This is a genomic window from Amycolatopsis sp. 2-15, assembly GCF_030285625.1.
Lineage (GTDB): Bacteria > Actinomycetota > Actinomycetes > Mycobacteriales > Pseudonocardiaceae > Amycolatopsis > Amycolatopsis carbonis.
This window is the reverse complement of record NZ_CP127294.1, coordinates 3292477-3317286: the sequence shown is the minus strand read 5'-3', so window position 1 is coordinate 3317286 and position 24810 is coordinate 3292477. Positions and strand designations below refer to the sequence as shown.

25 protein-coding genes are annotated in these 24810 nt (G+C 69.4%); 13 read left to right on the top strand and 12 right to left on the bottom strand.

What is annotated here, in order from left to right:
- Nucleotides 1-82 precede the first annotated feature (82 nt).
- From QRX50_RS16195 to QRX50_RS16180, 4 genes are all read right to left on the bottom strand, one after another.
- Nucleotides 83-1066: a DUF1996 domain-containing protein gene (locus tag QRX50_RS16195; RefSeq protein WP_285972758.1), complete on the bottom strand. Its 984-nt coding sequence runs from the start codon at nucleotides 1064-1066 to the stop codon at nucleotides 83-85.
- A 45-nt stretch (nucleotides 1067-1111) separates the two neighbouring features.
- The gene (locus QRX50_RS16190; RefSeq protein ID WP_285972757.1) at nucleotides 1112-2653 is read right to left on the bottom strand and encodes a chloride channel protein; all 1542 of its coding nucleotides are present in this window, start codon (nucleotides 2651-2653) and stop codon (nucleotides 1112-1114) included.
- A 50-nt stretch (nucleotides 2654-2703) separates the two neighbouring features.
- On the bottom strand, nucleotides 2704-3042 hold the full coding sequence (locus QRX50_RS16185) for a MarR family winged helix-turn-helix transcriptional regulator (protein ID WP_285974482.1): 339 nt from the start codon (nucleotides 3040-3042) through the stop codon (nucleotides 2704-2706).
- Between the two features lie 179 nt (nucleotides 3043-3221).
- Nucleotides 3222-3590, bottom strand: a complete 369-nt coding sequence (locus QRX50_RS16180) for a GNAT family N-acetyltransferase (RefSeq protein ID WP_285974481.1) — start codon at nucleotides 3588-3590, stop codon at nucleotides 3222-3224.
- Nucleotides 3591-4273: 683 nt separating this feature from the next.
- Between QRX50_RS16180 and QRX50_RS16175 the strand changes: the two genes are divergently transcribed.
- Both QRX50_RS16175 and QRX50_RS16170 read left to right on the top strand, forming a co-directional pair.
- The gene (locus tag QRX50_RS16175; protein WP_285972756.1) at nucleotides 4274-5383 is read left to right on the top strand and encodes a reverse transcriptase family protein; all 1110 of its coding nucleotides are present in this window, start codon (nucleotides 4274-4276) and stop codon (nucleotides 5381-5383) included.
- Nucleotides 5384-5385: 2 nt separating this feature from the next.
- A complete protein-coding gene (locus tag QRX50_RS16170; RefSeq protein ID WP_285972755.1) occupies nucleotides 5386-5799 on the top strand; it encodes a cupin domain-containing protein in 414 nt (137 codons plus the stop codon).
- 7 nt (nucleotides 5800-5806) lie between these two features.
- Here QRX50_RS16170 and QRX50_RS16165 read toward each other — a convergent pair whose 3' ends face one another.
- A complete protein-coding gene (locus tag QRX50_RS16165; RefSeq protein WP_285972754.1) occupies nucleotides 5807-6298 on the bottom strand; it encodes a hypothetical protein in 492 nt (163 codons plus the stop codon).
- Between the two features lie 363 nt (nucleotides 6299-6661).
- Between QRX50_RS16165 and QRX50_RS16160 the strand changes: the two genes are divergently transcribed.
- Both QRX50_RS16160 and QRX50_RS16155 read left to right on the top strand, forming a co-directional pair.
- Nucleotides 6662-8311 (top strand): amidohydrolase, encoded by a 1650-nt coding sequence (locus tag QRX50_RS16160; RefSeq protein ID WP_285972753.1) that lies wholly within the window; start codon nucleotides 6662-6664, stop codon nucleotides 8309-8311.
- Nucleotides 8312-8447: 136 nt separating this feature from the next.
- A complete protein-coding gene (locus QRX50_RS16155; RefSeq protein WP_285972752.1) occupies nucleotides 8448-8639 on the top strand; it encodes a hypothetical protein in 192 nt (63 codons plus the stop codon).
- Nucleotides 8640-8641: 2 nt separating this feature from the next.
- Here QRX50_RS16155 and QRX50_RS16150 read toward each other — a convergent pair whose 3' ends face one another.
- Both QRX50_RS16150 and QRX50_RS16145 read right to left on the bottom strand, forming a co-directional pair.
- Nucleotides 8642-8836: a hypothetical protein gene (locus QRX50_RS16150; RefSeq protein ID WP_285972751.1), complete on the bottom strand. Its 195-nt coding sequence runs from the start codon at nucleotides 8834-8836 to the stop codon at nucleotides 8642-8644.
- A 70-nt stretch (nucleotides 8837-8906) separates the two neighbouring features.
- Entirely contained in the window at nucleotides 8907-9878 is a 972-nt protein-coding gene (locus QRX50_RS16145) for a magnesium transporter CorA family protein (RefSeq protein WP_285972750.1), read from the bottom strand.
- Between the two features lie 131 nt (nucleotides 9879-10009).
- On the opposite strand from QRX50_RS16145, the gene QRX50_RS16140 reads away from it, so the two are divergent.
- The gene (locus QRX50_RS16140) at nucleotides 10010-10999 is read left to right on the top strand and encodes an MCE family protein (RefSeq protein ID WP_285972749.1); all 990 of its coding nucleotides are present in this window, start codon (nucleotides 10010-10012) and stop codon (nucleotides 10997-10999) included.
- Here QRX50_RS16140 and QRX50_RS16135 read toward each other — a convergent pair.
- Both QRX50_RS16135 and QRX50_RS16130 read right to left on the bottom strand, forming a co-directional pair.
- On the bottom strand, nucleotides 10996-11877 hold the full coding sequence (locus tag QRX50_RS16135) for a class I SAM-dependent methyltransferase (RefSeq protein ID WP_285972748.1): 882 nt from the start codon (nucleotides 11875-11877) through the stop codon (nucleotides 10996-10998). The two genes, QRX50_RS16140 and QRX50_RS16135, sit on opposite strands and share 4 nt — an antisense overlap.
- Nucleotides 11878-12186: 309 nt before the next feature.
- Complete coding sequence (locus QRX50_RS16130) at nucleotides 12187-13107, bottom strand: proteasome assembly chaperone family protein (protein WP_285972747.1); 921 nt, start codon at nucleotides 13105-13107, stop codon at nucleotides 12187-12189.
- 179 nt (nucleotides 13108-13286) lie between these two features.
- On the opposite strand from QRX50_RS16130, the gene QRX50_RS16125 reads away from it, so the two are divergent.
- The 7 genes from QRX50_RS16125 (at nucleotide 13287) to QRX50_RS16095 (ending at nucleotide 19163) form a co-directional block, all read left to right on the top strand.
- Nucleotides 13287-13799, top strand: a complete 513-nt coding sequence (locus QRX50_RS16125; RefSeq protein ID WP_285972746.1) for a PH domain-containing protein — start codon at nucleotides 13287-13289, stop codon at nucleotides 13797-13799.
- Nucleotides 13800-13873: 74 nt separating this feature from the next.
- Entirely contained in the window at nucleotides 13874-15328 is a 1455-nt protein-coding gene (locus QRX50_RS16120) for a PH domain-containing protein (RefSeq protein WP_285974480.1), read from the top strand.
- Between the two features lie 205 nt (nucleotides 15329-15533).
- Nucleotides 15534-16229, top strand: coding sequence for an IclR family transcriptional regulator (locus tag QRX50_RS16115; protein ID WP_285972745.1), 696 nt, complete (start codon nucleotides 15534-15536; stop codon nucleotides 16227-16229).
- A 16-nt stretch (nucleotides 16230-16245) separates the two neighbouring features.
- Nucleotides 16246-16740, top strand: a complete 495-nt coding sequence (locus tag QRX50_RS16110) for a GNAT family N-acetyltransferase (protein ID WP_285972744.1) — start codon at nucleotides 16246-16248, stop codon at nucleotides 16738-16740.
- A gap of 152 nt (nucleotides 16741-16892) precedes the next feature.
- The gene (locus QRX50_RS16105) at nucleotides 16893-17090 is read left to right on the top strand and encodes a hypothetical protein (protein WP_220243923.1); all 198 of its coding nucleotides are present in this window, start codon (nucleotides 16893-16895) and stop codon (nucleotides 17088-17090) included.
- On the top strand, nucleotides 17069-17494 hold the full coding sequence (locus QRX50_RS16100; RefSeq protein ID WP_285972743.1) for a VOC family protein: 426 nt from the start codon (nucleotides 17069-17071) through the stop codon (nucleotides 17492-17494). Before QRX50_RS16105 ends, QRX50_RS16100 begins: the two co-directional genes overlap by 22 nt.
- A 610-nt stretch (nucleotides 17495-18104) precedes the next feature.
- Entirely contained in the window at nucleotides 18105-19163 is a 1059-nt protein-coding gene (locus QRX50_RS16095) for a DUF2891 domain-containing protein (RefSeq protein ID WP_285972742.1), read from the top strand.
- Here the strand turns inward: QRX50_RS16095 and QRX50_RS16090 are convergent.
- Together QRX50_RS16090 and QRX50_RS16085 are read right to left on the bottom strand one after the other, a co-directional pair.
- Nucleotides 19160-20416 carry an aminotransferase family protein gene (locus tag QRX50_RS16090; RefSeq protein ID WP_285972741.1) on the bottom strand — a complete coding sequence of 419 codons (1257 nt, stop codon included), beginning with the start codon at nucleotides 20414-20416 and terminating at the stop codon, nucleotides 19160-19162. The two genes, QRX50_RS16095 and QRX50_RS16090, sit on opposite strands and share 4 nt — an antisense overlap.
- Before the next feature lie 14 nt (nucleotides 20417-20430).
- Nucleotides 20431-21609 (bottom strand): CaiB/BaiF CoA transferase family protein, encoded by a 1179-nt coding sequence (locus tag QRX50_RS16085; RefSeq protein WP_285972740.1) that lies wholly within the window; start codon nucleotides 21607-21609, stop codon nucleotides 20431-20433.
- Between the two features lie 143 nt (nucleotides 21610-21752).
- Here QRX50_RS16085 and QRX50_RS16080 point away from each other — a divergent pair, with 143 nt between their 5' ends.
- Nucleotides 21753-23747, top strand: coding sequence for an NPCBM/NEW2 domain-containing protein (locus QRX50_RS16080; protein WP_285972739.1), 1995 nt, complete (start codon nucleotides 21753-21755; stop codon nucleotides 23745-23747).
- Between the two features lie 277 nt (nucleotides 23748-24024).
- Here the strand turns inward: QRX50_RS16080 and QRX50_RS16075 are convergent, their stop codons facing one another.
- On the bottom strand, nucleotides 24025-24810 hold the full coding sequence (locus QRX50_RS16075) for an SDR family NAD(P)-dependent oxidoreductase (protein ID WP_285972738.1): 786 nt from the start codon (nucleotides 24808-24810) through the stop codon (nucleotides 24025-24027).

Here is a 24810-nt window from a genome sequence, read left to right as displayed (position 1 = left end):
CACAAGGGGCACACGGATGGCGAGCGGGGTTCAGTTCAGTGGATACCGGACCGTGACGAACGCCACAGTCCAGCCTCCGGCGTCACGCTGAGCAGTGCTTACCGGAGTTCACGCAGTCGACGACGGTCGCCATCAGCGCGTCCGGCATCACGTCGATGAAGTCGGAATGGTCGGAGACGGGGTTGTTCAGCTCTTCCGGGAACGAGTCGATCGCGTACTCCGCGCCGGTCGGCACGGTGTAGGAGATCTCCAAGTGCAGACGCGGAACGGCGAACGTGCCGGCCTGGCACGCGCCGTTCGGGGCAGGGAAGACCAGGTGCGACTTGTGGTTGGCGCTGTCGGTGGTCCGGCCGTTCCAGCAGCTCGGGAAGTCGAACAGCCGCACGACCTGCTGCCCGGCCGGACAGCGCGGGTACTGGCGCCCGACGTGGTCGCGGCTGCCGGAGCACGTCCACTGCACGTGGTCGGTGCCGACGCCGGCCTGCGTGTACCCGTGCGGGTTGCCGGTGTTGGCACGCAGGAAGCGAGGCATGGGCACGACGTTGGTGACCGGGCTGCCCTGGTACTCGATCAGCACCGAGTCCGGCACGAGGACCCGCCCGAACACGGTCTGGCGCGCGTCGCCGCGGGGCAGGCGCAGCACGGGCCAGTAGTAGGTCGACTTGTCGCCGGCCTGGCAGGTGGTGCCGGCGGCGGCGAGGGAGGCGTCGGTGGAGAACGCGGTGGTGGAGTCGTTGCCGACGTAGTCGTGCAGATGGTGCGCCCCGCCGGCCACGCCGGGGCTGATCACGACGTTGTCTGAGTTGTGGCGGCCTTCCTCGTCGCGCCCGCAGTCGATGCGCCAGGTGCCGCTGGAGCCGCCGGGCTGCCCCGCGGGCGCCGGCGGCGCGACGGGCAGCGCCGACACGTCGGCGAAGTAAGCGGGCGAGACAGTGTGCTCCTCCTCGTGCGCGCCGGCCGTGAGCGTGTTGTAGCCGACCACGCTCGCCGGCACGGCGATCAGCACCAGGACGATGGTGAACACGATCCACCCGGGCGACCAGCGCCGCCGCGATTGCGAACCCACGTGGATCATTTTCACACTGTCAAGATCGGCGCGTTCGCGGGGCTGTCAGTCCGGGACCATGACCCGCATCGGCAGCACGCGCTCCCGGTGGTGCTCCTCGTGCAGGTCACGTCTGCGCGCGTGCAGCAGCTGCGCGAGGGTGACGACGCCGAGCACCTTTTCCGGGTCGTCGCGGTCCACCACACGGGCGCGGGTGACGTGGCCGAGCGCGAGCTTGTTGGCGACCTCGCGCAGCGTCTCGTCGGGAAACGCGTTGACGCGCGCGGGCGCGGCCGGCCCCGGGGTCATGACTTCGTGGACGAAGAACGTCTCCAACGGGTCGGTCGTGTACTCGCGCGTGAGGTGCAGGCGCCGCCGCGCGATCTTCTCCGTGAGTACGGAACGCTTCAGCAGCAACACGGACAACGCGTACGCGGAGACGGAGGCGACCACGAGCGGCAGCAGGTAGCTCCACGCGTGGGTGAGCTCGAGCGTGAAGACGATGCCGGTGAGCGGCGAGCGCATCACGCCACCGACCACGGCGGCCAGCCCGCACGTCGCCCAGAACCCGGCCGCGAAGTGCGGCAGCACCGCCCCCTCGGCCGCACCCAGCGCGGCGCCGATCATGAACACCGGCGCCAGCACGCCGCCGGACGTGCCGGAGCCCAGTGAGAGCGCCCAGATCAGCGTCTTGACCACGAGGATGCCCACGATCAGCTGTGTCGTGGCCTGGCCGGTGAGCAGCTGGTCGATCACGTCGTAACCCACGCCCAGCGCGTGCGGCTCGATCAGCCCGCCCGCGCCGATGATCAGGCCACCGATCGCCGGCCACCACATCCAGTGCACAGGTACGCGCGCGAACAGGTCTTCGGCGAAGTAGACGAGCGCCGTCGCGCCGATGGCCAGCAGGCCGCCGGTGATGCCGGGGATCAGTGCCAGCCCGTCGGCGAGCGGCCCGGTGCTCGGCGGCGCCTGCACCCCGAACACCGGCCCGGTGCCGAGAAGGAAGCCCCTCAATACGGTGCTCACCGCGACAGCCGCGGCCACGGGCACGAAGCTGCGCGGGCGCCACTCGAACAGCAGCAGCTCCACCGCCAGCAGGATCGACGCGAGCGGCGCGTTGAACGTCGCCGCCATGCCACCCGCGGACCCCGCGACCAGCAACGTCTTGCGCTCATCCGCACTGAGTTTCAACAGCTGCGCCAGGATCGACCCGACGGCGCCGCCGGTCATGATGATCGGCCCCTCGGCCCCGAACGGTCCCCCGGTCCCGATGCTCACCGCCGCCGACACGGGCTTGAGCACCGCCACCCGCGGCGCCACGCGGCTCTCGCCCGTGAGGATGGCCTCGATCGCCTCGGGCATGCCGTGGCCGCGGATCTTCTCGGAGCCGTACCGCGCCATCACGCCGATCACGAGCCCACCGACGACCGGCGCGCTCAACACGAGCCACCACGGGTGGTGCACCGCCCCCGGCGCCACCAGATCCGTGGCGACACGCTGGTAGAAGACGAGATTGGTGATCAACCCGATCAGCTTCAGCAACGCGAACGCCGCCACCGCGCTCGCCGCCCCCACGAACAGCGCGAACGCCGTGATCAGCAACATCCGCGGCCGCACACTGAAGTCCCCCAGGTGCGTCGCCCTCCCCGGCGCGCTCACAGCCGCCCCGGCCCGGCCGACGGCACCAGCGGCGCCTTCTCCGCCGCCGCCAGCAAGTCCTCGACGCTCGCCGCTGCTCGTTCTCGTCGGGCCGGATCGAGCTGCCCCAACAACTCCCCGAGCGCTTCATGCCTGCGCGCGAGCACGTCATCCACCACCGCCTGCCCAGCTTTCGTGACCTCAACGGTGACGACGGTGCGCCGACGCTCGTCCTCCCCGCGGCGCACATAACCGTGCGCCTCCAGCTTGTCCGCCAACCGCGTCACCGACGACGCGTTCACACCCATCGCCGCCGCCAACCGCGAACACGGCACCCGCCCCACACTGGCCAACACGACCAACAGCCTCACCTGCGGAAACGTCACCCCTCGCGGCGCGGCGTGCGCACTGTCCCACGCCACCGCCACGAGCACCCGTGTCAGCCGCTCCAGGCGTTCGAGATCGGAGTGTTGCATAGGGCAAAACTTGCTATAGGCAAGGTCTTGAGGTCAAGGGACTCGACGGGTGGCCCGTGTCACCCACCGGAACACACCAGGTGAACGACCTGCCCGACCCCGAAGATCTCCCGCCGCCGCCCGCTGGCCCTGAACCCCACCCGCCGATACAACGCCAGCGCCCGCTCATTGGCGACGCCGGTCCACAACTGCAGCCGACCCGCAGCGCGCTCTTTCAACGCACCCAGCAACGCCGCCCCCACTCCGGCCCCCCAACACTCGGGCCGCACGAACACCATCGAGACGTGGCACAACCCCGGCAGCACCGGCCCCTGTCCGTCCTCCGCCCGCCCCTCCTCGGCCAGCACCATGCCAACCACGCGCCCACCCACCACCGCCACGAGCACCAGCGCCTCGGGATCCGCCAGCTTCTCCCGCACCCGGTCCATCCTCTCCACCCCAGGCACCTTGCCGCGCGCAACATTGGCCGCACGCCAACACTCCCGCGCCTCCTCAAGCTCCGCACCAGTCCCCGCGACCCGAACCTCGACCACGGCCTCATCGCCCCCACGCTTCATCGGCACCTCCCACCGCACCCGACCCGCTACCCATGACACACGCTGGCGTGCCGGCGCATGGGGGCGCCCGGCGGTTGGGTGTGACGGACAGCCCGGCGCTTGGCACGCAAGCGGGGACGACAGGGCTGCGGCGGGCATCCCACACGCCGGTGCTCGGCGTGCTGGTTAAGACGGCAACCCGCCACCCGCCCACCTCACCCACACCCCACCCAACCGGCGCGGCTCTTGCCACCCTCAACCCCCACCCGGCAACACAACTCACCCCCCACCCACCCCTCCCCGCACCCTTCCCCCGGCCGGCCCCCGATGTCTTTCCCCCACACCGTCACAATGAAAAATCGGGGTGCCCCACCACCCACCCCGCGGCGCAATGGTGTGCGCAGCACGCCGAGCCGCCACCCGCTTCACCGAAAGCCCTAAACTCGACCACCGGCGACGCGGGAGGTGAGCCCGGTGGAGAACCACCCCTTCCGGGGCAACCCCGGAACGCACCACATCACCCATTCACAGCGCCCCACGCGAGGGCGGCACGCTGCGCGTACAAGACCGCGCGGATGAACGGAGAAAGAGTCACCCCCGCGTCGCCCACCAACCCGACCAACCCGGCCGACTCGTCAACACCACTCGGCCCCCGAGAACCATCCCTTCTCGACCCCCTCCCCCCGATCTGGCGCTGGCAAGTCCCCCGCTGGCCCACCTTCGAATCCTGCGCCACCGCCCTCGACCTCACGCCCGGCGAACTCTCCTGGTTCTCCGACCCCCGCCACTGGAACGACCGCGCCAACCACACCCTCCGCCACTACCACCACCGTTGGATCCCCACCTCCACCGGCCGCCTCCGCGTCATCGAACGCCCCAAACCGCGCCTGGCGGAGCTCCAACGCCGCGTCCGCCGACACGTCCTGGCTGCCCTCCCGGTCCACGACGCCGCCCACGGCTTCCACCCCGGCCGCTCCATCCTCACGTGCGCGGAACCCCACGCGGGCCAGGAAAAAGTCATCCGCATGGACCTCGAGCACTTCTTCCCCACCATTTCCGCCCGCCGGATCCGCTCGCTACTCGAACTCGCCGGCTACCCGCCCGCCGTCGCCCAGGCGCTGGCCGGAATCCTCACCACGACCACGCCACCGGACGTCCTCAAGTCCGCGCCCAGAAAAGTCCGCGACGAACTCGGCAAACCGCACCTGCCCCAAGGCGCCCCCTCGTCCCCAGCTGTCGCGAACGCCGTCACCAACCGGCTCGACCGCAGGCTCTCGGGCCTGGCACAGAAACTCGGCGCGAACTACACCCGCTACGCCGACGACCTCGCCTTCTCCGGCGAAGCCGCCCTGCCTCTCCACCGGCTCTTCCCCGGCGTCCGCCGAATCGTCGAAGACGAAGGCTTCCACCTGCGCGACGACAAAACCTCCGTCGCCGCCAAGTACCAGCGCCAGCGCGTGGCGGGCCTCGTCGTCAACACCAAACCCGCGGCCCCACGCGCCCGATACGACGACCTCCGCGCCACCCTCCACAACTGCGCCACAACTGGTCCCGAAGCGCAGAACCACGCCGGCCACCCCGATTTCCAGGCGCACCTGCGCGGCCGCATCGCCTGGATTTCCGCGACGAGCGCGCACCGAGGTGCCAAGCTGAAAGAGCTCTTCGACCGAATCGATTGGAGCTGACTGTGGAAACCAACGTGTTCGACGTCCTCGCCGCTCTGGACCGGTTACCCGACACGGCCGACACGATGCTGGTCGACGAGTACTTCGTGGACAAACCCACGGCGAGCGCGCGAATCTTCCGCATCTACCGCGAGCTGCCGCTGCACTACCACACGGAATGCGACGAGCACCTCTACGTGCTCAGCGGCCGCGGCACGTTCCACCTCGACGGTGAAGAGTTCGAGGCCCGCCCGGGTCTGCTGCTGCACTTCGAGAAAACCAAGGTCCACGGCTTCCCGCGGATCGGCGAGCACCCGCTCGTGGTGCTGTCGGTGGACGTGCCGAGGCGGCGCCCCGACGACGTGGTCTTCGTGGACCCGGCACAGGGCGACGCCGGCACGTTCATGGCGCGCAACGCGCCGGAACCACCGCGCTAGGCGCGCGTCACGCCAGCAGCGGGCAGAGGGTCCGCTCGAGCTCGGCCCACGAACCGACCGGCGCGGCGCCGGGGTCGACGTCGCGCGCCTGGATGTAGCCGGCGCGCTGCGCCAGGTCGAAACGGTTCTCGCGCCACGCGTAGGCCAGCAGGTCGTCGTACTGCGTGCGGGGCAGCCAGCCCTGCTCGCGCCCCACTTCGAGCCGCATCAGGTGGAACACGAGCTCCACGCTGCCCGGGTCCAGACCACGCAACCGTCGCGCGAATCCCTGTGCCGCGTCGAGGTTGCCTTCCTGGAAGGCCGTGTAGGCCAGAAAAAGCGCCGTCGCAGCCATCACGTCGGAACGGTGCAGGCCACCTTCGGCCGCGAGGTGCTCGGCGATCCGGAAGCTGCGGCCTCCCTCACCGAAACCCCCGTCGGACTCCACCGCCTCGGCCAGTGCACGCTGCTGGCTCGTGAGGTAGTCGTCCGCCAAATCCACCCTGTTGGCATTCGTCATCGAAACCCCTCCCCTCAGCCGAGCTTTCACCCGGCTGCTCCTCTGCACAAGATGTTACGGCGGAGTGGCAGATACATCGAATGCCCCAACGCCTTCCTCCGTTAGAAGGTTGGGGAGTCACGAAGTGTGCTCAAGGGTCGGTGATTTGGCCCCTCCGGCCGACCGGATGGGGTAACTTCGGGCAAGATCAACGCGGGCGAGGGCACCATCTCGGACGAAACGTTCACGTCCGCCGATGTGGTCATCTCGCTGGCCAGTTGAAAGATCGGTCCTCTTCGGAGTGCGCAGATGGTTCGCAGGGGCAACCAAAATTCCCCCTCCGACCCGGAGTCCTCCGTGGACTCGCCAGGCTACCGTGCAGTAATGACGACCACGGTGTTCCGCGGCGGCCGCGTCTTCACCGCCGACGCCGCGGGCACGAGCTGCTCGGCCGTCGCGATCTCCGGCGGCCGGATCGTCGCCGTCGGCGGCGACCGAACGGTGGAACCCTTCCTGCGCGAAGCCGACGACGTCGTCGACCTCGCCGGCGGACTCCTGCTGCCGGGTTTCGGCGACGCCCACGCGCACCCCGTGCTGGGCGGGCTCGAACGGATCCGCTGCGACCTTTCGGGCGCCGAAACCGCCGGCGCGTACGCCCGCATCATCGGCGAATACGCCCGCGCCCACCCCGACCGCGAATGGATCCTCGGCGGCGGCTGGGCGATGCAGGCGTTCCCCGGCGGCCGCCCGCACCGCGCCGCACTCGACGCCGTCGTCGGCGATCGCCCGGTGCTGCTCCCCAACCGCGACCACCACTCCAGCTGGGTCAGCACCGCCGCCCTGGCCCGAGCCGGGATCGACCGCGACACCCCCGACCCCGCCGACGGCCGCATCGAGCGCGACGCCGACGGCCAACCCACCGGGCTCCTCCACGAAGGCGCCGCGGATCTCGTCGCCCGGGTCGCCCCGGCCGACACGCAGGAAGACCTCGACGCCGCCCTGGCCGAAGCCCAGCGCTACCTGCACTCCTGCGGCGTCACGAACTGGCAGGACGCCTGGGTGGTGGTGCCGGGCGGCGGGCCGAACGTCCACGAGTCCTACCTGCGTGCCGACGCCGCCGGCACGCTGACCGCGAAGGTGACCGGCGCGTTGTGGTGGGACCGCTCGTGCCCACCCGAAGGCATCGCGGATCAAGTCGCGCGTCTCGCCGAGATCCGCGCCGCGACGGCCGCGCAGTGCCGCAACTACCGCACGCCGTCGGTGAAGGTGATGCAGGACGGCGTGGTCGAGACGTTCACCGCCGCCATGCTCGAGCCCTACCTCGACGCCCACGGCCACCCGACCGGCGACCGCGGCCTCGGTTTCCTCGACCCCGGATTGCTCCGCGACGTCACCACCGCCCTCGACGCCGCCGGCTTCCAGGTGCACTTCCACGCGATCGGCGACCGCGCGGTCCGCGACGTCCTCGACGCGCTCGAAGCGGCCATCGCCGACAACGGCACTTCCGACCGCCGCCACCACCTCGCCCACCTGCAGGTGGTGCACCCGTCCGACGTCCCGCGCTTCCACCGCCTCGGCGCCACGGCCAACCTGCAGGCGCTGTGGGCCGTGCACGAACCGCAGATGGACGACCTCACGCTGCCCTTCCTCGGTTATCCCCGCGCCGCCTGGCAGTACCCGTTCGGCGACCTCCTGCGCACCGGCTCCGCGCTCGCCATGGGCAGCGACTGGCCGGTCAGCAGCCCCGACCCGCTCGCCGCGATCCACGTCGCCGTGAACCGTGTCCTGCCCGGCGCGGCGACTCCGCCGCTGGGTCCGGAACAAGCGTTACCACTCGCGACCGCGCTGCGCGCCTACACCGCGGGCAGCGCCGCGGTGAACCACCTCGACGACGTCACCGGCGCGCTCACCGTCGGAAAGGCCGCGGACCTGGTGGTTCTCGACCGCGACCCGTTCGACGGCCCGCGCCGGGAGATCGGCGCGACGCAGGTGGTGCGCACGTACACCGACGGAACCGAGGTGTACCGCGCCTAGAAGTGCGCAGCCGGAGCTGTCGTTCTACTCAGGGTGAAACTCATCCCCCGAACGGGTGGCATGCCGCCTTGCCGAGACTGAGACGCGGCCAAAGAGGTTAGCCGAACGCGACCCCACTCCGCCAGAGGAGAGCCCGATGCCCATCCGCGTGCTGATCAGCCACGAGAGCACCGCGATTCCCTGTGAGAAGTGCGGCTACCCCACGTTGCACGTCGCCCACCTCGTGACCCCCGAAGGCCAGTGCATCGGCCGCAAGCTCGTGTGCACGCTGTGCCAGGAAAGGGAGAGCCAGGAGCAGGAGGCACCCGAAAAGCTCCCCGCCGGCTGAGCTCAGGCCACTTCCCCGCGCCGGCTGTCCGCCGTGTGCAGCCCCAGCATGTCCAGCAGCAGTGCGCAGTCGTCCGCGCCGCGCGAGTTCCCCGCCACGGCGAGCGCCGCCTTGCGGCGCACTTCTTCCTGGTGCGCCAGGTTTTCCTCGGTCATCAGGTCCGCGGCCGGGTGCAGCCCGGCGCTGAAGTCACGCATGCCTGTTCTCCCGAAGTGCGAAATCCCTTCCGTTCCGAACCTACCCGGGTGCGCGCGGAGCGAAACGCGATCAGAGCCAGTCGCGGCGCTTGAACGACGCGTAAAGCCCCACCGAAAGCAGCACAATGGCCACTGTGGACACCCAGAACCCGGACGTGGTCTGGAATCCCGGATACGGCACGTTCTGCCCGTAGAACCCGGTGACCGCCGTGGGCACCGCGATGATCGCCGCCCAGCTCGTGACCTTCTTCATGATCGTGTTGAGCCGGTTGCCCTGCAGGTTCAGCTGCGTCTCGCGCACGGTCGCCACCAGGTCGCGCAACGACTCCGTCCACTCCGACGCGCGCAACACGTGGTCGTAGACGTCCTGGAAATACGGCATCATCACGCTGTCGACCAGGTGCTGGTCGCGCCGCAGCACGGTGTTCACGACCTCGCGCATCGGCAGCACCACGCGGCGCAGCGCCGTGAGGCTCTTGCGCAGCCGGAAAGAACGCCGTTGCAGCTCACGCTGGTCGGGCCGCTCGTCGAACACGAGGTCTTCCAGCGCTTCGATCTGGTCGTCGAGCGCCTGCACGCTGTCGAAGTGCCCGTCGACGATGTAGTCGAGCAGGCCGTGGAGCAGGAACGCGACGCCGGACTTCGCGAGGTCGGCCGAGGAGTCCCACCGCTGCGCCACGGCTTCGATGTCGAACCCGTCGTCCTTGCGCACGGTCACGAGCGCCTGCTTCGTGACGAACGCGGCGAGCTCCGATTTCGTGACCATGCCGGTGTCGACGTCGAAGTGCGCCGAGTACGCGATGAGGAAGGAATGCGTGTCGTAGCGGTCGAACTTGGGGCGCTGGTGCTCCTCGGCCGCGTCCTCGACGGCCAGCGCGTGCAGGCCGAGCTCTTCGGAGATCGAGGCGAGGTCGTTTTCGGTCGGCTCGCAGAAGTCGAGCCAGACGGTGGTGGCCGGGTCCCGCAGGTAGTCGGAAACCTGCTCGACCGGGAAGTCCTCTTCGACCAGCACGCCGTCGCGGTAGACCCGCGTGTGCGCCACGCCGTGCCACCTTCCGCCGGGGTTTGTTCGTACGGAAAGTACCCGCAGCCGATCTCCGCGGAACCCACCGGCGTCCACCGAAGGTGTTGTGTGACTGGCATCACCACGCCGCCTGCGGCACTGTTCACGCCGTGCACTCAGCCCGAGGTCCCCGCCACCCTGTCCGCACCGCGCTGGCCGGGCTCACGCTGCTGGTGCTCGGCATCGTCACCGCGCTCAACGCCCGGAGCCTGCCCGTGATCGGCGACGGCACCACGTACGCGGCCGAGTTCACCGAAGCGGCCGGGCTGCGCAACGGCAACGACGTGCGCATCGCCGGCGTCCAGGTCGGGCGCGTGTCCGCGGTGACCCTCGACGGCGCTCGGGTGCGGGTGTCGTTCAAGGTCAAGGACGCCTGGCTCGGCGACGGCACCACGGCCGCCATCAAGCTGAAAACGGTGCTGGGCCAGAAATACCTCGCCCTCGACCCGGCGGGCGCGGGCTCGCTCGACCCGGACGTGCCCATCCCAAGCTCGCGCACGACCGTGCCCTACGACGTGCTCGACGCGTTCCGCGATCTCTCGGCCACCGTCGACCACATCGACACGACGCGGCTCGCGCACAGCTTCGACACGCTCGCCACGACGTTCGCCGACACTCCCGCCGACGTCCGGACCGCACTCGGCGGCCTCTCCCGCCTGTCGGACACCATCGCCTCCCGCGACACGCAGCTGACCGCGCTGCTGGCCAACACCCGCACCGTGTCCTCGACACTCGCCGACCGCGACGCGCAAGTGCAGCGCCTGCTCGCCGACGGCAACTTCCTGCTCGACGAGGTGGCCCACCGCGAGTCCGCCATCTCCACCCTGCTCGACGGCTCGCGGCGCCTCGCCAGCCAGCTGTCCGGCCTCGTCGCCGACAACGACCGCACCCTCGCCCCGACGCTCGCCGGCCTCGAGAGACTCACGTCCTTGTTGCAGCGCAACCAGGATTCCCTCGCCCACGGCGTGAAAGCGCTTGCCCCGCTCCTGCGCCTCGGCACCAACCTCGCGGGCAACGGCCACTGGATCGACGGCTACCTGTGCGGTCTGGTCCTCCCGTCGATCGGGCCGCTGAACGAGCCGGGCTGCTACCCGCGTTAGACGTGGTCCGCGGAGACCTCGTCCTGCGCGGGAGCCTCGTACCCGGGCACGTGCGTGATCCGCACCGTCACCTGGTTGTCGTTGTAGGTATAGGCCTCGTACGTGAACTCGACGCCTGTCTTCTCGATGTGTTCCATCCACGCGCGGTATTCGTGGCGCTTCCAGCCGGGGAAGTTGAAGAACTCGTCGAAGTGCACGATGCTGCCCGGACGCAGGCGCGGGCCGACGTTGTCGAGCACGGTTTTCGCGGAGCTGTAGAGGTCGCCGTCCACGTGGAGGAAGTCGACGTGGCCCGGGTGCTTCTCCAGGAATCCCGGGAGGCTGTCGTTGAAAAGGCCGACGACGAGTTCCGCGCCGGGGACGTCCGGCAGGTCGTCGCGGGCGAAGGCGCCGGCGGGCATGCCGTTGAGCCAGGCCTCGGGCAGGCCTTCGAAGGAGTCGAAACCGTAGACCTCGACGCCGCCGCGCGCGACGGCGATGGTCCGCAGCGTGTTTCCCGACGCGACGCCGAACTCGAGTGCCATGCCACCGGCCGGGGCCAGGGACAACGCGAACTTCAACGTCTCGGGCGGGCTGCCGAAGTGGCGGGCGCCGATGAGGTTTTCGCGGGCGAACACGTTGCTCTCGAGCGCGGCGTCCTGGTCACCGGCGTACACGATGTCGCGGCGGCTGCGGATTTCGAACTCCGCCACCCGGTCGAGCAGGCGGTCACCCTGGCGGACGATCTCCTCGCGGAGCTCATCCCGGATCTGGTTCAGCTGATCGGCGTACGGGTCATGCAGGCGGGTGGCCACCCGGCGCAGTACCAGGCCGGCTTTGCGCCGCAGAGCTCCGCCCAATGTCCTTGCCGTGGAACGATCTTGGTGCGGCTGGGTCATCCCGGGACGATATACAACATCCGGGCACCATTTCGAGCCGGCCGGTTTACCAACGGGTAACAAAAGCAAGCGTCCACTGTGTACCGATCAGCGGCCGGGGTGGCTGCCCGTGGTCCGAACGTCACCCGCCGCACCCCTCCGGGCAGCTTGCCGGAAACCCCCAGGGCCGATCATGGGATGGTGGCGACCATGACGACACGAATGTGGTGGGCCTGGCAGACGGTCCGCTCGGCCGCGATCGCGTATCGCACCGGGCGCAGACGGGCCCGCGACTGAGACCGAGACCGGCCCGGGGCACCCGCCGGCGCGTCAGCGTTCCGGCGAGTCCCCGCCCTGCTCGGCCAGGAACCGTTCGAACTGCGAACCGAGCTCCTCGGCCGTCGGCATATGCTCCTGCGACTCGGCCAGCAGGCTGTCGCGACCGGAGGCTTCGACGAACGTGTCGTACTGGCGCTCCAGCGCGCGCACGACGTCGGCGACCTCGTCGGACTCGGCGACCTGGCGGTCGATCTCGGCGGTGGCGACCTGCGCGGCCACGCGCAGCTCACCGTCGGGCAGGTGCAGTCCGGTGGCGCGCTCGACGGACTCCAGCACCAGCAGCGCGGCCGACGGGTAGGCCGACTGCGCGAGGTAGTGGGGCACGTGGGCGGCGAAGCCCATCGCGTCGTGACCCCATTCGCCGAGGCGGTACTCCAGCAAGGCCGACACGCTGCCGGGCACCTGCATGCGGTTGGGCAGCGGCTGGTGGTCGCCGCCGATGAGGCTCTCGCGCGTCGCGTGGGCCGTGACGCCGAGCGGACGCGTGTGCGGGGCACCCATCGGGATGCCGTGGTAACCGACGGTCAGGCGCACGCCCCAGCGCTCCACCAGGTGTTTCACGGCCGTGGCGAAGCGCTCCCACTCGTGGTCGGGCTCGGGGCCGGACAGCAGCAGGAACGGCACGCCGTCGGTGTCGTGGAGGAGGCGAACGGCCAGCTCAGGGGCCTCGTATTCCTCCCAGTGGTCCACCGCGTAGGTCATCGGCGGGCGCCGGGAGCGGTAGTCGATGAGGCGGTCGACGTCGAAGCGCGCGATCACGCGGTTCTCGACCTCGTTGGTCAGGTGGTCGGTGACGAGCCTGCCGGTGGAGCCGGCGTCCATGAAACCGTCGAAGAAGTGCAGGAGCACGGCTCCGTCCAGGTCGGGGACGTCCGAGTCCACCTCATACAGTTCCTCGGGATCGAATCCCACCGGAATCCTCCTGCTGATCGCTGTCGTGCACAGGCTTAGTCAAGTTCAACGCGGCACCGCTGCGAATCCATCCCGCCCGCGGCCGGAATAGTAACGCCCCGCACTCACCGGGGCCCCGGATCGGGGCACAGTGACACTTGTCGTGGCCACGATCACGACAGTTCAGGCACGCTGAGCAGGTGACCGCAGAAGAACCCGCCGCGTTGAGCCTGAGCCTTCGGCCACCCGAGCACCGGGTGAGCCGCAAGGCCATCGGCCACTGGACGGTGTCGGCCGCGATCGGCTGGCTCGTCGTGATCGGCGTGCAGGCGGTGGTGGTGGCCACGAGCGACGACCCGCCGTCGTGGCTGTCGGTGACGCTGGTGCTCTGCTGTGTACTCGGGCCGCTGCACCTGCTCGTGATGCCGCAGTGGCGCTACCGCGTGCACCGGTGGGAGGTCACCGCGGAGGCTGTGTACACGCAGGCGGGCTGGCTCAAGCAGGAGTGGCGGATCGCGCCGATCTCGCGAATCCAGACCGTGGACATCGAGCGCGGCCCGCTGGAGCAGCTGTTCGGGCTGGCCCGGATCACGGTGACCACGGCGTCGGCCGCGGGTCCGCTGCGGATCTCCGGCCTCGACCACGACCGCGCGGTGGCGCTGGCCGACGAGCTGACGCGCACCACGCAGGCCGTACGCGGAGACGCCACGTGAGCGCGGCGCTGCCGACGACCACCCAGGCGTACGAGGGCACGGCGGAAGCGCCGTGGCACCGGCTCGACCTGCGGATGCTGCTGATCCGGCCGGTGCTCGACCTCGTCCGGTCGCTGCCCGTGCTCGTCGGCGCGCTCCTGCTGGGCTCGGGCAACAGCTGGCAGTGGATCGGGCTCGCCTTCACGGCGCTGACGATCGCCACCGGCATCTCGCACTGCCTCACCTCGCGCTACCGCATCACCGCGACTCAGGTGGAATGGCACACCGGGCTGTTGCTGCGCAAGCAGCGGGCCGTGCCGCGCGACCGGATCCGCACCGTCGACGTGGTGTCGGAGCCGAAGCACCGGCTGTTCTCCCTGGCCGCGGTGCGGATCGGCACCGGGCGGCACTCGCACGGGAAGGGGCCCGGCAAGGACGCGCTGGTGCTCGACGCAGTCACCCGCGAGGAAGCGCAACGCCTGCGGACCCTGCTGCTGCACCGGAAAGCGGTGACGGCCGACGTCGTGGCGCCGCCGGAGCAGCTGGTGGCGGCCGTGGACCGGAAGTGGCTGCGGTACGCGCCGTTCACGCTGTCCGGCATCGCGGTGGTGGGCGCGATGCTCGGCACCGTCTACCACTTCGCGCACGAGCTGAACCTCGACCCGGTGCGCTACGGGCCGTTGCGCGAGCTCGCCGATCGCGTGACGGAGGAACCCGTGTGGCTCACGGTGGTCGCGGCGGCGATCGGCCTGCTGCTGCTCGTGTCGGTGCTTTCGGTGGGCGGCTACGTGCTGTCGTTCTGGAACTTCCGCCTCACGCGCGAGCCCGGCGGCACGCTGCACATCCGGCGCGGGCTCATCACCACGCGGTCGGTGTCGATCGAGGAAGACCGGCTGCGCGGGGTCGAGCTGAAGGAACCGTTGCCGCTGCGGATGGTCGGCGGCGCGAAGTGCGTGGCGGTGGCCGCCGGCCTGCGCGAAGGCAAGGGCGCCGACAAGGGTGGCGGACTGCTGCTGCCGCCCGCGCCGCTCGGGCGCGCGCAGGAGGTGGCGGGCGAGGTGCTGGGCGAGGACGTCGCGGGCGCGGCGCTCGTGCGGCACCCGCGAGAGGCGCTGAACCGGCGGATGACGCGGGCGCTGATGAGCGTGCTGGTGCCGGCGGCCGCGCTGTTCCTGCTGGCGTGGGCCGGCGCGTTGCCGGACTGGCCGTGGCAGCTCGTGCTGGTGCTGGTGCCGTTCGCGGTGCTGGTGGGCTGGGACCGTTACCGCACGCTGGGCCACGCACTGGCCGGCCGCTACCTCGTCACGCGCTCGGGTTCGCTGGCGCGCACGACGGTCGCGGTGCGGCGCGACGGGCTGACCGGGATCGTCGTCGAACGCTCGTGGTTCCAGCGGCGCGCCGGCCTCGTCACGGTGGTCGCGCCGATCGCGGCGGGGCGCGGCCGCTACCACGTGGTGGACGTCGGGGAAAGCGCCGGACTCGCGCTGGCCGATGCGACGGCGCCGGGGTTGCTCACGCCGTTCCTGGTCTCCGGGAAACGGGCTGAATAGCCGGCCATGATCATTCCGATGAATTTGCGGCACGCGATTTTTCCGGGCGTGTGGTAATTTATTCACTTGTCGTGCGCGCGAGTCGGGTCGCAGACCACGAAGAGGATTTCGAATGCCGCCTACCGAAGAAATCTCTGCAAGCTCTGCAAGCTCCGAGGGGCCGCGCCGAACAGCAGGCACAAGCAGTTCGCGCAAGGTTCTGCAGGTGCTGCTCGCGTTCTCCGAGCACCGGTGGGAAGCGAGCGTCGCGGAGCTGGCCGAGGTGATCGGCAGCCCGGTGGCCACGACTTATCGCTACGTGCAGCTGCTGAAGGAACTGCAGCTGCTCGAGGAGGCCCGCTCGGGCCGCTACCACGTGACCAGCCAGGTGATGCCGCTCGCGCGCGCCGCACGGCTGGCCAACGACGTCGCCCGCATCGCCCGCCCGACCATGGAGGAGGCGTCGCGCGAGCTCGGCGAGACGATCCTGCTGTTCCAGCATTTCGGTGACCTCGCCGTGTGCACCGATCGGGTCGAATGCGACCGTGCCATGCGGTTCACGTTCCAGCCCGGGCACTCGATCCCACTCGGCGCGGGCGCGACCGGCAAGATGCTGCTCGCCCTGCTGCCCGACGGCGAACGCGAGCAGCGCGTCGCGGAGATCGCGCGCGAACAGGGGATCGAGGTGCGCGAGGAGCTGAAGCTCGCCCTGGCGAACCGCTACGCGCAGAGCTGGGGCGAGATCGAAGACGGCGTGTGGGCGTGTTCGGTGCCGGTGGAAACGGGGCGGACGCGGCCGAGTGTGCTCTCGCTCGTCGGGCCCGCCGCGCGCATCGGCGACGCCGCGCGGGCCGAGGCGATCAGCGCGTTGCAGGTGTATGCCGAGCGCATCCAGAAAGCAGTTTCGTCGTATTCGGGGTAACGGGTAGGAATGGGGGATGATCCGGCTCGCCACTGCTGCCGACCTGCCGCTGCTGGGCGAGCTCGAACGCACGGCCGGGGAGCCGTTCCGCGATCTGGGGATGGCGGCCGTCGCGGATGACGAACCGTTTTCTGTCGCGGAGCTGCTGCCGTACCAGGCCGAGGGGCGGTGCTGGGTGGTGGATTCGTCGGGTGCCGTGGCCGCGTACCTGGTGGTGGACGTCGTGGACGGCAATGGTCACGTCGAGCAAGTGTCGGTGCTGCCGTCCTTCGCGCGCCGGGGGCTGGGTCGCGAGCTGATCGAGACAGCGGCTTCGTGGGCGACTGGTCGCGGTCTGCCGGCACTGACGATGACGACCTTCCGTGACGTGCCGTGGAACGCTCCCTACTACGCGCGGCTGGGCTTCCGGGAGCTTCCCGTGGCGTCGTGGGGCCCTTCGCTGCGCGCCATCCGCGAGCACGATGCGGCGCTCGGACTGGACCGCTGGCCGCGTCTCGCGATGATCCGCTGACCAGCGGTGTTACCCCTCTGGGGGACATACGTCGCCCACGAGGGGGGCCCGATTTGCGGGCGCCTTCGAACACGTGTTCTACTGATCGAGCCGGCCCCGGAGGGGGAAGCTCCGCGGGCCGGCACTCTCGGTTTTCAGCGTTTGGAGGCAGCGTGGCAGTCAAGATCACCCACCTCACCAACGGCCAGCAGGTGCGCTTCGCCAACGCCGACGGCGCCCGCCGCTACGCCGAAATCATGGGCGGGGGCGTCGACAAGTGGGCGTTCACCGACGTACCGGGCGAGTCCGAGCTGCCGAAAATGTCGGGGTCGGTCGTTAATGTCCCGGTATGGCGTATGACTTCCAGGTGACCGTGGACTCCGCGGAACCGCACACCCAGGCCGACTGGTGGGCCGAGACGCTCGGCTGGACCGCCGAACCCAGCGACGAGGCCTTCATCCGCGAGATGATCGCCAAGGGCTACGCAATGGAGTCCGACACCACGGTCCACCGGGGCGCTTTGGTCTGGCGCGAAGGCGCGGCGATCTCCCACCCGGAGACGTCGCGCCGCGTTCTGTTCCAGCTCGTACCCGAAGGCAAGACCGTGAAAAACCGCCTCCACCTCGACGTCCGCGTCGGCGGCCCGGAGAACATGGAGGACGAGTCCGCCAAACTCCAGGCCAGGGGCGCGACGTTCCTGCACCGGGGCTCTCAGGGGCCGAACCGCTGGATCACGTTGGCGGACCCGGAGGGCAACGAATTCTGCATCGGTTGACGGGTTGGGCGGCTTCTTTCGGAGCTTCCGGCCACCTCGGCCCCACCCACCTCTCGCCCCGGCCTGGCTGACGCGGGGCGGAGCCTTCGTAGTGATCGCGACCTTTGCTGCTCGGACCACCTTGTCGCTGAAACCGCCCTTGCCACTCCGAGCGGAACTTGCCACTCGACCTGGCACCATGCCAATCCGGGCTGGCCCATGCCATTCCGCGAGACACCTCGCCACCGCAAGCCGCACATCGCCACGGCCGCGGCACATGCCAAGGGCGCTGTACTTGCCACACCTCGATACACGGCAACGCCCGTGGCGCCTTGCCCATGAACGCGGAAACTTGCCATTGAATGTCGCACGTTGCCGCGGCAATGGCAGGGCAAGAGGCACCGGACTTGCCATCCACCTCCGGGCTTGCCGCGAGCACGAAGACTTGCCAGCCAACACGGGGCCTTGCCGAGTGGACCCATGTCTTACCACCGAGAGTGGCGAGACATGGATGGCATGGCTGAGGATCTTGCGGCCAGGCGCGTCGGTGTGGGGTGATGCGTGGTGTCCATGGCCCGGCAGCAGGGAACGGCCGGTCTGATTCATCCAATGGCAGGAGGCCCCTACGCCCATGACATCCCGCCGAGAGACCCAGCTGCTTGCCCGAGCCGCCGAGTACAGCGCGGCCGCGCTGCGCAACATCAGGAAAGAGTTCCCCAACGACATCCGCAGCACGATGCGGTTCGCGGGGGACTTCCCGAACCGTCCGCGCGACCTGTATCCCGCCTTCTACGGCTGCTTCGACTGGCATTCCTGCGTCGAGATGCACTGGCTGCTCGTCCGGCTGCTCCGCACAATCCCGGACGCCGTACCCGCCGACGACATCCGGACCGCGCTCAACGAGCACTTCACCGCCGACGCCCTCAAGGGTGAAGCCGAAACGTTCCGGACCAAAGGATCAAGAGCCCGCCCCTACGGCTGGGGCTGGGCGCTGATGCTCCACCACGAAATCGCCGGCTGGGACGACCCCGACGCCCAAACCTGGTCGGCCAACCTCGCACCCCTGTCGGCGGCCGTCACCGACGCCTTCCTCGGCTGGCTGCCCAAACAGACGTACCCCGTCCGCACCGGCGCGCACAACAACAGCGCCTTCGGTCTCTCCCGGGCCCTGCCGTATGCCAGGAGCCAAACCGAAAACCCAGCCCTCCTCACCGCCATCCAAGACGCCGCCACCCGCTGGTTCAGCGCCGACACAGACTACCCCGCAGGCTGGGAACCCTCCGGTGCCGACTTCCTCTCGCCCGCCCTCACCGAAGCGGAGCTGCAGGCGAGCCTCCTGTCACGAACAGACTTCGCCGCCTGGTTCGACCGGTTCCTCCCCGAGCTCCCCGCCGCGCTCCTCACCCCGGCCACCGTGTCCGACGACAGTGACGGCCAGATCGCCCACCTCCGCGGCCTCAACCTCAGCCGCGCCTGGTGCCTGCTGCGCGTGGCCGACAGCCTCCCCGCCGCCGACCCGCGCCAGCCCCTCCTGATCTCCGCCGTCGAAGCCCACGCGGACCCGGAGCTCGACCACGTCAGCGGCAGCGACTACATGGTCGAACACTGGCTCGCCTGCTACGCCGTGCTGTACCTGACCGCCGGCTCGCGCGACCAGGCAGGAAGGGCCCCGCAACGCGCGGAAACCTAACCCTGCAGCCGAGAAAGCGCCGCCGGAATCGCCGCCGCCAGCAGGTCCAGCTCCTCATCCCCCGCCACCAACGGCGGCGACATGGCGATCCCCTTCCCCAACGGCCGCACCAAAACGCCCTCGTCGCGCACCAGCCGCTGCAGCTTCCCCGGCGCCCCGGGATCCGCTGCCAGCACCTCCGCCGACAGCTCCACCGCGGCCAAAAACCCCAGCCCCGCCCGAACCTCGGCAACCAACGGATGGTCAGCCGCCCCGGCCAACGCGTCCGCCAACGGCTTTTCCAACTCCCGCCCCCGCGAGATCAACCCGTCCTTCTCGTAAATGTCCAGCGTCGCCAACGCAGCGGCACAACCCACCGGATGCCCGGCGTAAGTCGCCCCGTGCCGCAAAACCGGCGCTCCAGCCGAACCAGTGAAGAACGGCGCCGCCACCTCGGGCGAAACCAGCAACGCGGCCAACGGAATCGTCCCACCGGTAAGGCCCTTGGCCGTCGTCACCATATCCGGCCGAACCGCCCACCGATCGATCCCGAACCACGTCCCCAACCGCCCGAAGGCGGCGATCACGCAGTCCGCCACGAAAAGCACCCCGTACCGGCGACAAACCTCCACCGCGGCCTCGAGATACCCCTCCGGCGGCAACAACACCCCACCGGCACCGATCACCGGCTCACAGAAGAACGCGGCAACCCGATCCGCCCCCACCCGCAGGATCTCGGCCTCCAAAGCCGGAACACTGTCGTACGCCACATGCGAAAACCCGGACGGCATCGGCCCGAACCCCTCGGCATTCACCGGGATCCCGCCTACCGCGGTACCGAACCCGTGCGTCCCGTGGTACCCCTGTGTCCGCCCGATGATGTGGGTCTTCTCCGGCTGTCCAGTGTGGACGAAGTGTGCTCGCGCGATCTTCACCGCCGTGTCGACGACATCACCACCGCCGGAAGCGAGGAACACCTTGGACCCCGGCACCGGAGCAAGCGAAGAAAGCCGCGAAGCCAGCTCCAACGCCGGCTCGTTCGCGTAGTACCCGAACAGGTTGTACGAATCCAGCTTCTCCAGCTGCGCCGTCACGGCCTGGGTGATCTCGGGCCGCCCGTGCCCGAAGTTCGCGTACCAGAGTGAAGCCGTGGCGTCGAAGTAGCGGCGGCCGGCGTCGTCCCACACGTACGAGCCCGAGCCGCGCGTGATCACGAAACGGTCGCCGTCGACGGCACCCATGTCCGCGAACGGGTGCCACAGCGGGTTCTCCATGTAATCCTCCTTCGTCACAACAAAAATTCCGCGATCTCAGCCTCGGAGTACCCGATTTCCCCGAGCACCTCCGCCGTGTGCTGGCCAAGCACCGGCGGCGCCGACGTCGGCCGCGGCTGCGTGTCCGAGGCCTTCACCGGGAAACCCGTGCCGAGGTAGGTGCCGATGGTCGGGTGCGGCAGCCGCACGACCTGGTCGCGCGCAGCGGTCCACGGGTCGGCGTACACGTCGTCGATTTCGTTGATCGGCGCGGCCGGGATGCTCGCCTCGTCCAGTGCCTTCGTCCAGTCGTCGACGGTGCGCGTGACCAGCACTTCCTCCACCAACGCGTTGAGCTCGTCGCGATGCGCCGACCGCGCCGCGTTGGTGGAGAACCGCGGGTCCTCCGCGATGTCCAGGCCGAGCACGCCGCAAAAATTGCGCCACAGCTTCTCGCTCCCGACCGCGATGATGAGCCAGCCGTCGGACACGTGGTACGCCTGGTACGGAACGATGCTCGGGTGCGCCGAGCCCATCCGGCGCGGCCGCGGGGTGTCGTAGAAGTGCGCGCCGGCAGCGTAGATGTGCCAGGCGAGCTGCGCGTCGAGCAAGGAGACGTCGAGGTACTGCCCACGCCCGCTCGTGTGGCGAGCCTGCAGCGCCATCAGCACGCCGATGATCGCCCACGTCCCCGCGTTGAGATCGGCCACGGGCAGTCCCACTTTGGCGGGCGCGCCGTCGGGCTCACCGGTCAGCCCCATCACGCCGCCGAGCGCCTGCGCGACGAGGTCGTAGCCCGGCCGGTCGCGGTACGGCCCGGTCTGGCCGAAGCCCGTGATCGACACGTGGATCAGCCGCGGGTTCAGCTCGGACAGCGAGGCGTACGACAGGCCCCACCGCTCCAGCGTGCCGGGGCGGAAGTTCTCGACGAGCACGTCCGCGTCGGCCACAAGCCGGCGCACGGCTTCGCGGCCGCGTTCGGACTTCAGGTCGAGCACGATCCCGCGCTTGTTGCGGTTGGCCGCGAGGAAGTACACGGCTTCGTCACCGACGAACGGCGGACCCCACAGGCGTGTGTCGTCGCCGTGGCCGGGCGGCTCGACCTTGACGACGTCGGCACCCATCTCGCCGAGGTACTGCGTGCAGTAGGGCCCCGCCAGGATCCGGGAGAGGTCGACGACCTTGAGACCGTCGAGCGGGCGGACCTCGGGCATGGGGCGGCTCCTCGGGGCATCGTCGCGGACCTACGCCTCCTTTCTACCTCCCGGCCAACGGATTACCTACCAACGGCCCATTGACGTGAACCGTTCACTCCTGTTGATTCCTGAGTGAGTATGTGCTTCTTTGAGTAGTTCTGTTGCGCACTCTGGGAGGTATTTGTATGCGTCGTCTTGTGGGCCTGCTGGCGGCTGCCTGCCTGACCACCGGCCTGGCCACCACCCTCACCACCGGGCGCGCCGAAGCGGCCCCCGCCCCCTTCTCGGCCCAGCAGGAAACCGGCGCGCTGCCGCCGATGGGCTGGAACAGCTGGAACAAGTTCGGCTGCAACATCAACGAGACCCTCATCCGCGAGACCGCCGACGCGATCGTCTCCAGCGGCCTGCGCGACGCCGGCTACCAGTACGTGAACATCGACGACTGCTGGGCCGAGCAGAACCGCAACGCCGAGGGCAAGTTCGAGCCCAACCACGAACGCTTCCCGAGCGGCATCAAGTCCTTGGCCGACTACGTGCACGGCAAAGGCCTCAAGCTCGGCATCTACACCAGCGCCGGCACGCAGACCTGCGCGAAGACGATGCCCGGGGCCCTCGACCACGAGGACGTCGACGCGCAGACCTTCGCCGACTGGGGCGTCGACTACCTCAAGTACGACAACTGCAACAACGAGGGCCGCCCGGCCATCGAGCGCTACACGAAGATGGGCGACGCGATCAAGAAGACCGGCCGCTCGATGATCTACGCGCTGTGCGAGTGGGGCGAGAACCAGCCGTGGCTGTGGGGCAAGACCTCCGGCGCGCAGCTGTGGCGCACCACCGGTGACATCAGCGACAACTGGGCCAGCATGACCGGCATCCTCGACCAGCAGGTGGGGCTCGAGAAGTACTCCGGCCCCGGCGGCTGGAACGACCCGGACATGCTCGAGGTCGGCAACGGCGGCATGACCGACGCCGAGTACCGCTCGCACTTCGCGCTCTGGTCGCTGATGAACGCGCCGCTGCTGGCGGGCAACGACGTCCGCTCGATGCCGGCCGCGACGAAGGCGATCCTGGCGAACAAGGACGTCGTCGCCCTCGACCAGGACTGGGCAGGCGTGCAGGGCCACAAGGTCCGCGACGACGGCGACACCGAGGTGTGGACCAAGCCGATGTCCGACGGTTCGGCCGCGGTGGTGCTGTTCAACCGCGGGATTTCCGCCGCGACGATGTCGAGCAACGCGTCGGAGATCGGACTCTCCGGGCGCGATTTCCGCGTGCGTGACCTGTGGACGGGTGCGGAGACGGAGAGCTCCGGGACGCTGCGGGCGACCGTGCCGAGCCACGGGTCGGCGGTGTTCCGAGTGTGGCCGGCGAAGTTCCCGGCTGCCGCACCGGCGGCGACGTTGTCGCTTGACGCGGGGTCGTACTTCCCTGCGGGGAAGCCGTTCACGGCTCACGTTCGGCTGACCAACGACGGCAGCACGCCGGTCGCCGCGGCTCGGGTGACGGTGTCGGCGCCGTCCGGTTGGCAGCTTGACGGGCGGGGTGAGGTGCTCGTGCCGGTGGTGGCTCCGGGGAAGTCTTGGGACCGCGCCGTGACGGTTACGCCTGTGAAGCCCGGCGCGCAGGTGGCGATGTCGGCGAAGGCTTCGTACACGACGGCGTGGGGGCGGCGTTCGTTGTCGGCTGATGCGAGTGGGCCGGTGGTGACACCGTTCGGGTCTGGGGTGACGCCGATGTCGAAGGCGCCGTTCCTGTTGACGGAGAACGGCTGGGGTCCGGTGGAGCGGGGTACCAGCAATGGTGAGAACCAGGCTGGTGACGGGAACCCGATCACGATCAATGGCCAGGTGTACTCGGATGGGCTGGGGGCGCATGCTCCGTCGTTGGTCCGGGTGTATTTGGGTGGTGGTTGTCAGACGTTCCATTCGGTTGTGGGGCTGGACGACGAGTTTTCGACGGGGAGCGTGACGTTCGAGGTCCGTGGGGACGGGAAGACGCTGGCTTCGACGGATGTGTTCCGGCATGGCTCGGCGGCGCAGGCGGTGGATGTGCCGTTGGGTGGAGTGCAGGTGCTGGATCTTGTGGTGACGGATGGTGGGGATGGGAACAACACGGATCATGCTGATTGGGCTGATGCGGCGGTGACTTGCTGAGGATTTTGGTCCTGCGCAGGGGCGTGTTGCGGCAGGCGTGCACCCCGGGCGAGCCTGGGTGCAGGTTCCGCCAGGTGGGTAGGCGGCGGTTGCGCAGGCCCACGCGGCCTGGATGGGTCGTAAGTTGGGCAGGCGGCTGGCGGTTGGGTGGGAGCCAAAGCGCCCCAATGCGGCGTTCGGTGCGCTGGGCGCACCCAATGTGGCGTTCGGTGCGCTGGGCGCACCCAATGCGGCGTTCGGTGCGCTGGGCGCAACCAATGTGGCGTTGGGGTAGCGGTCAGCGGACGCCTAGGTCGAAGTCCAGGCTGTAGCGGTTCGAGGGCATCGCGCCGGCGGATTTGGCGCCGTCGATCGGCAGTACCGCGCCGTTGATGAAGCGGGATTCGTCGGTGGCCAGGAAGAGGATGGCCTTGGCGACTTCGGTGGCTTCGCCGACGCGGGCGGCGGGGGTGCTGGCCACGAGTTGGTGTTGTTTGGCCTCGAAGTCGTCCGGGGAGGCGAGGGTCGAGCGGAGCATGTCGGTGTCGATAGCGCCCGGGTTGACGGTGTTGGCGCGGATGCCCTGGTGGGCGTGGGCGACGGCGAGGGACTTCGTGAGGCCGACCAAGGCGTGCTTGGTGGCGTTGTAGACCGGGTCGCTCGGGCGGCCCATCATGCCGCCGTTGGACGAGGTCGTGATGATGCTGCCGGAGCGTTGCGCGAGCATGTGGGGCAGGACGGCACGTGTGCCGAGGAAGGCGGCGCGGACGTTAAGGGTGAAGATGTTGTCGAAGTCCTCGAGGGTGGTCTCGGTGAGGGGTTTCGCGAGGTGGACGCCGACGTTGTTCACCAGCACGTCGATGCGGCCCGCGTCCTCGATGACGCCCGCGACGAAGTCGTTGACGGCGGTCTCGTCGGTGGCGTCCACGAGCGAGTGGCGGTAGCCGTCCAGCTGAGCGGCCGGTTCACGGATGTCGCTCGCGAACACCACGGCGCCCTCGGCCAGGAACTCCTTCACCGTGGCGAGGCCGATGCCCCGCGCGCCCCCGAAGATCACCGCGACCTTGCCGGCCAACCGAACCAT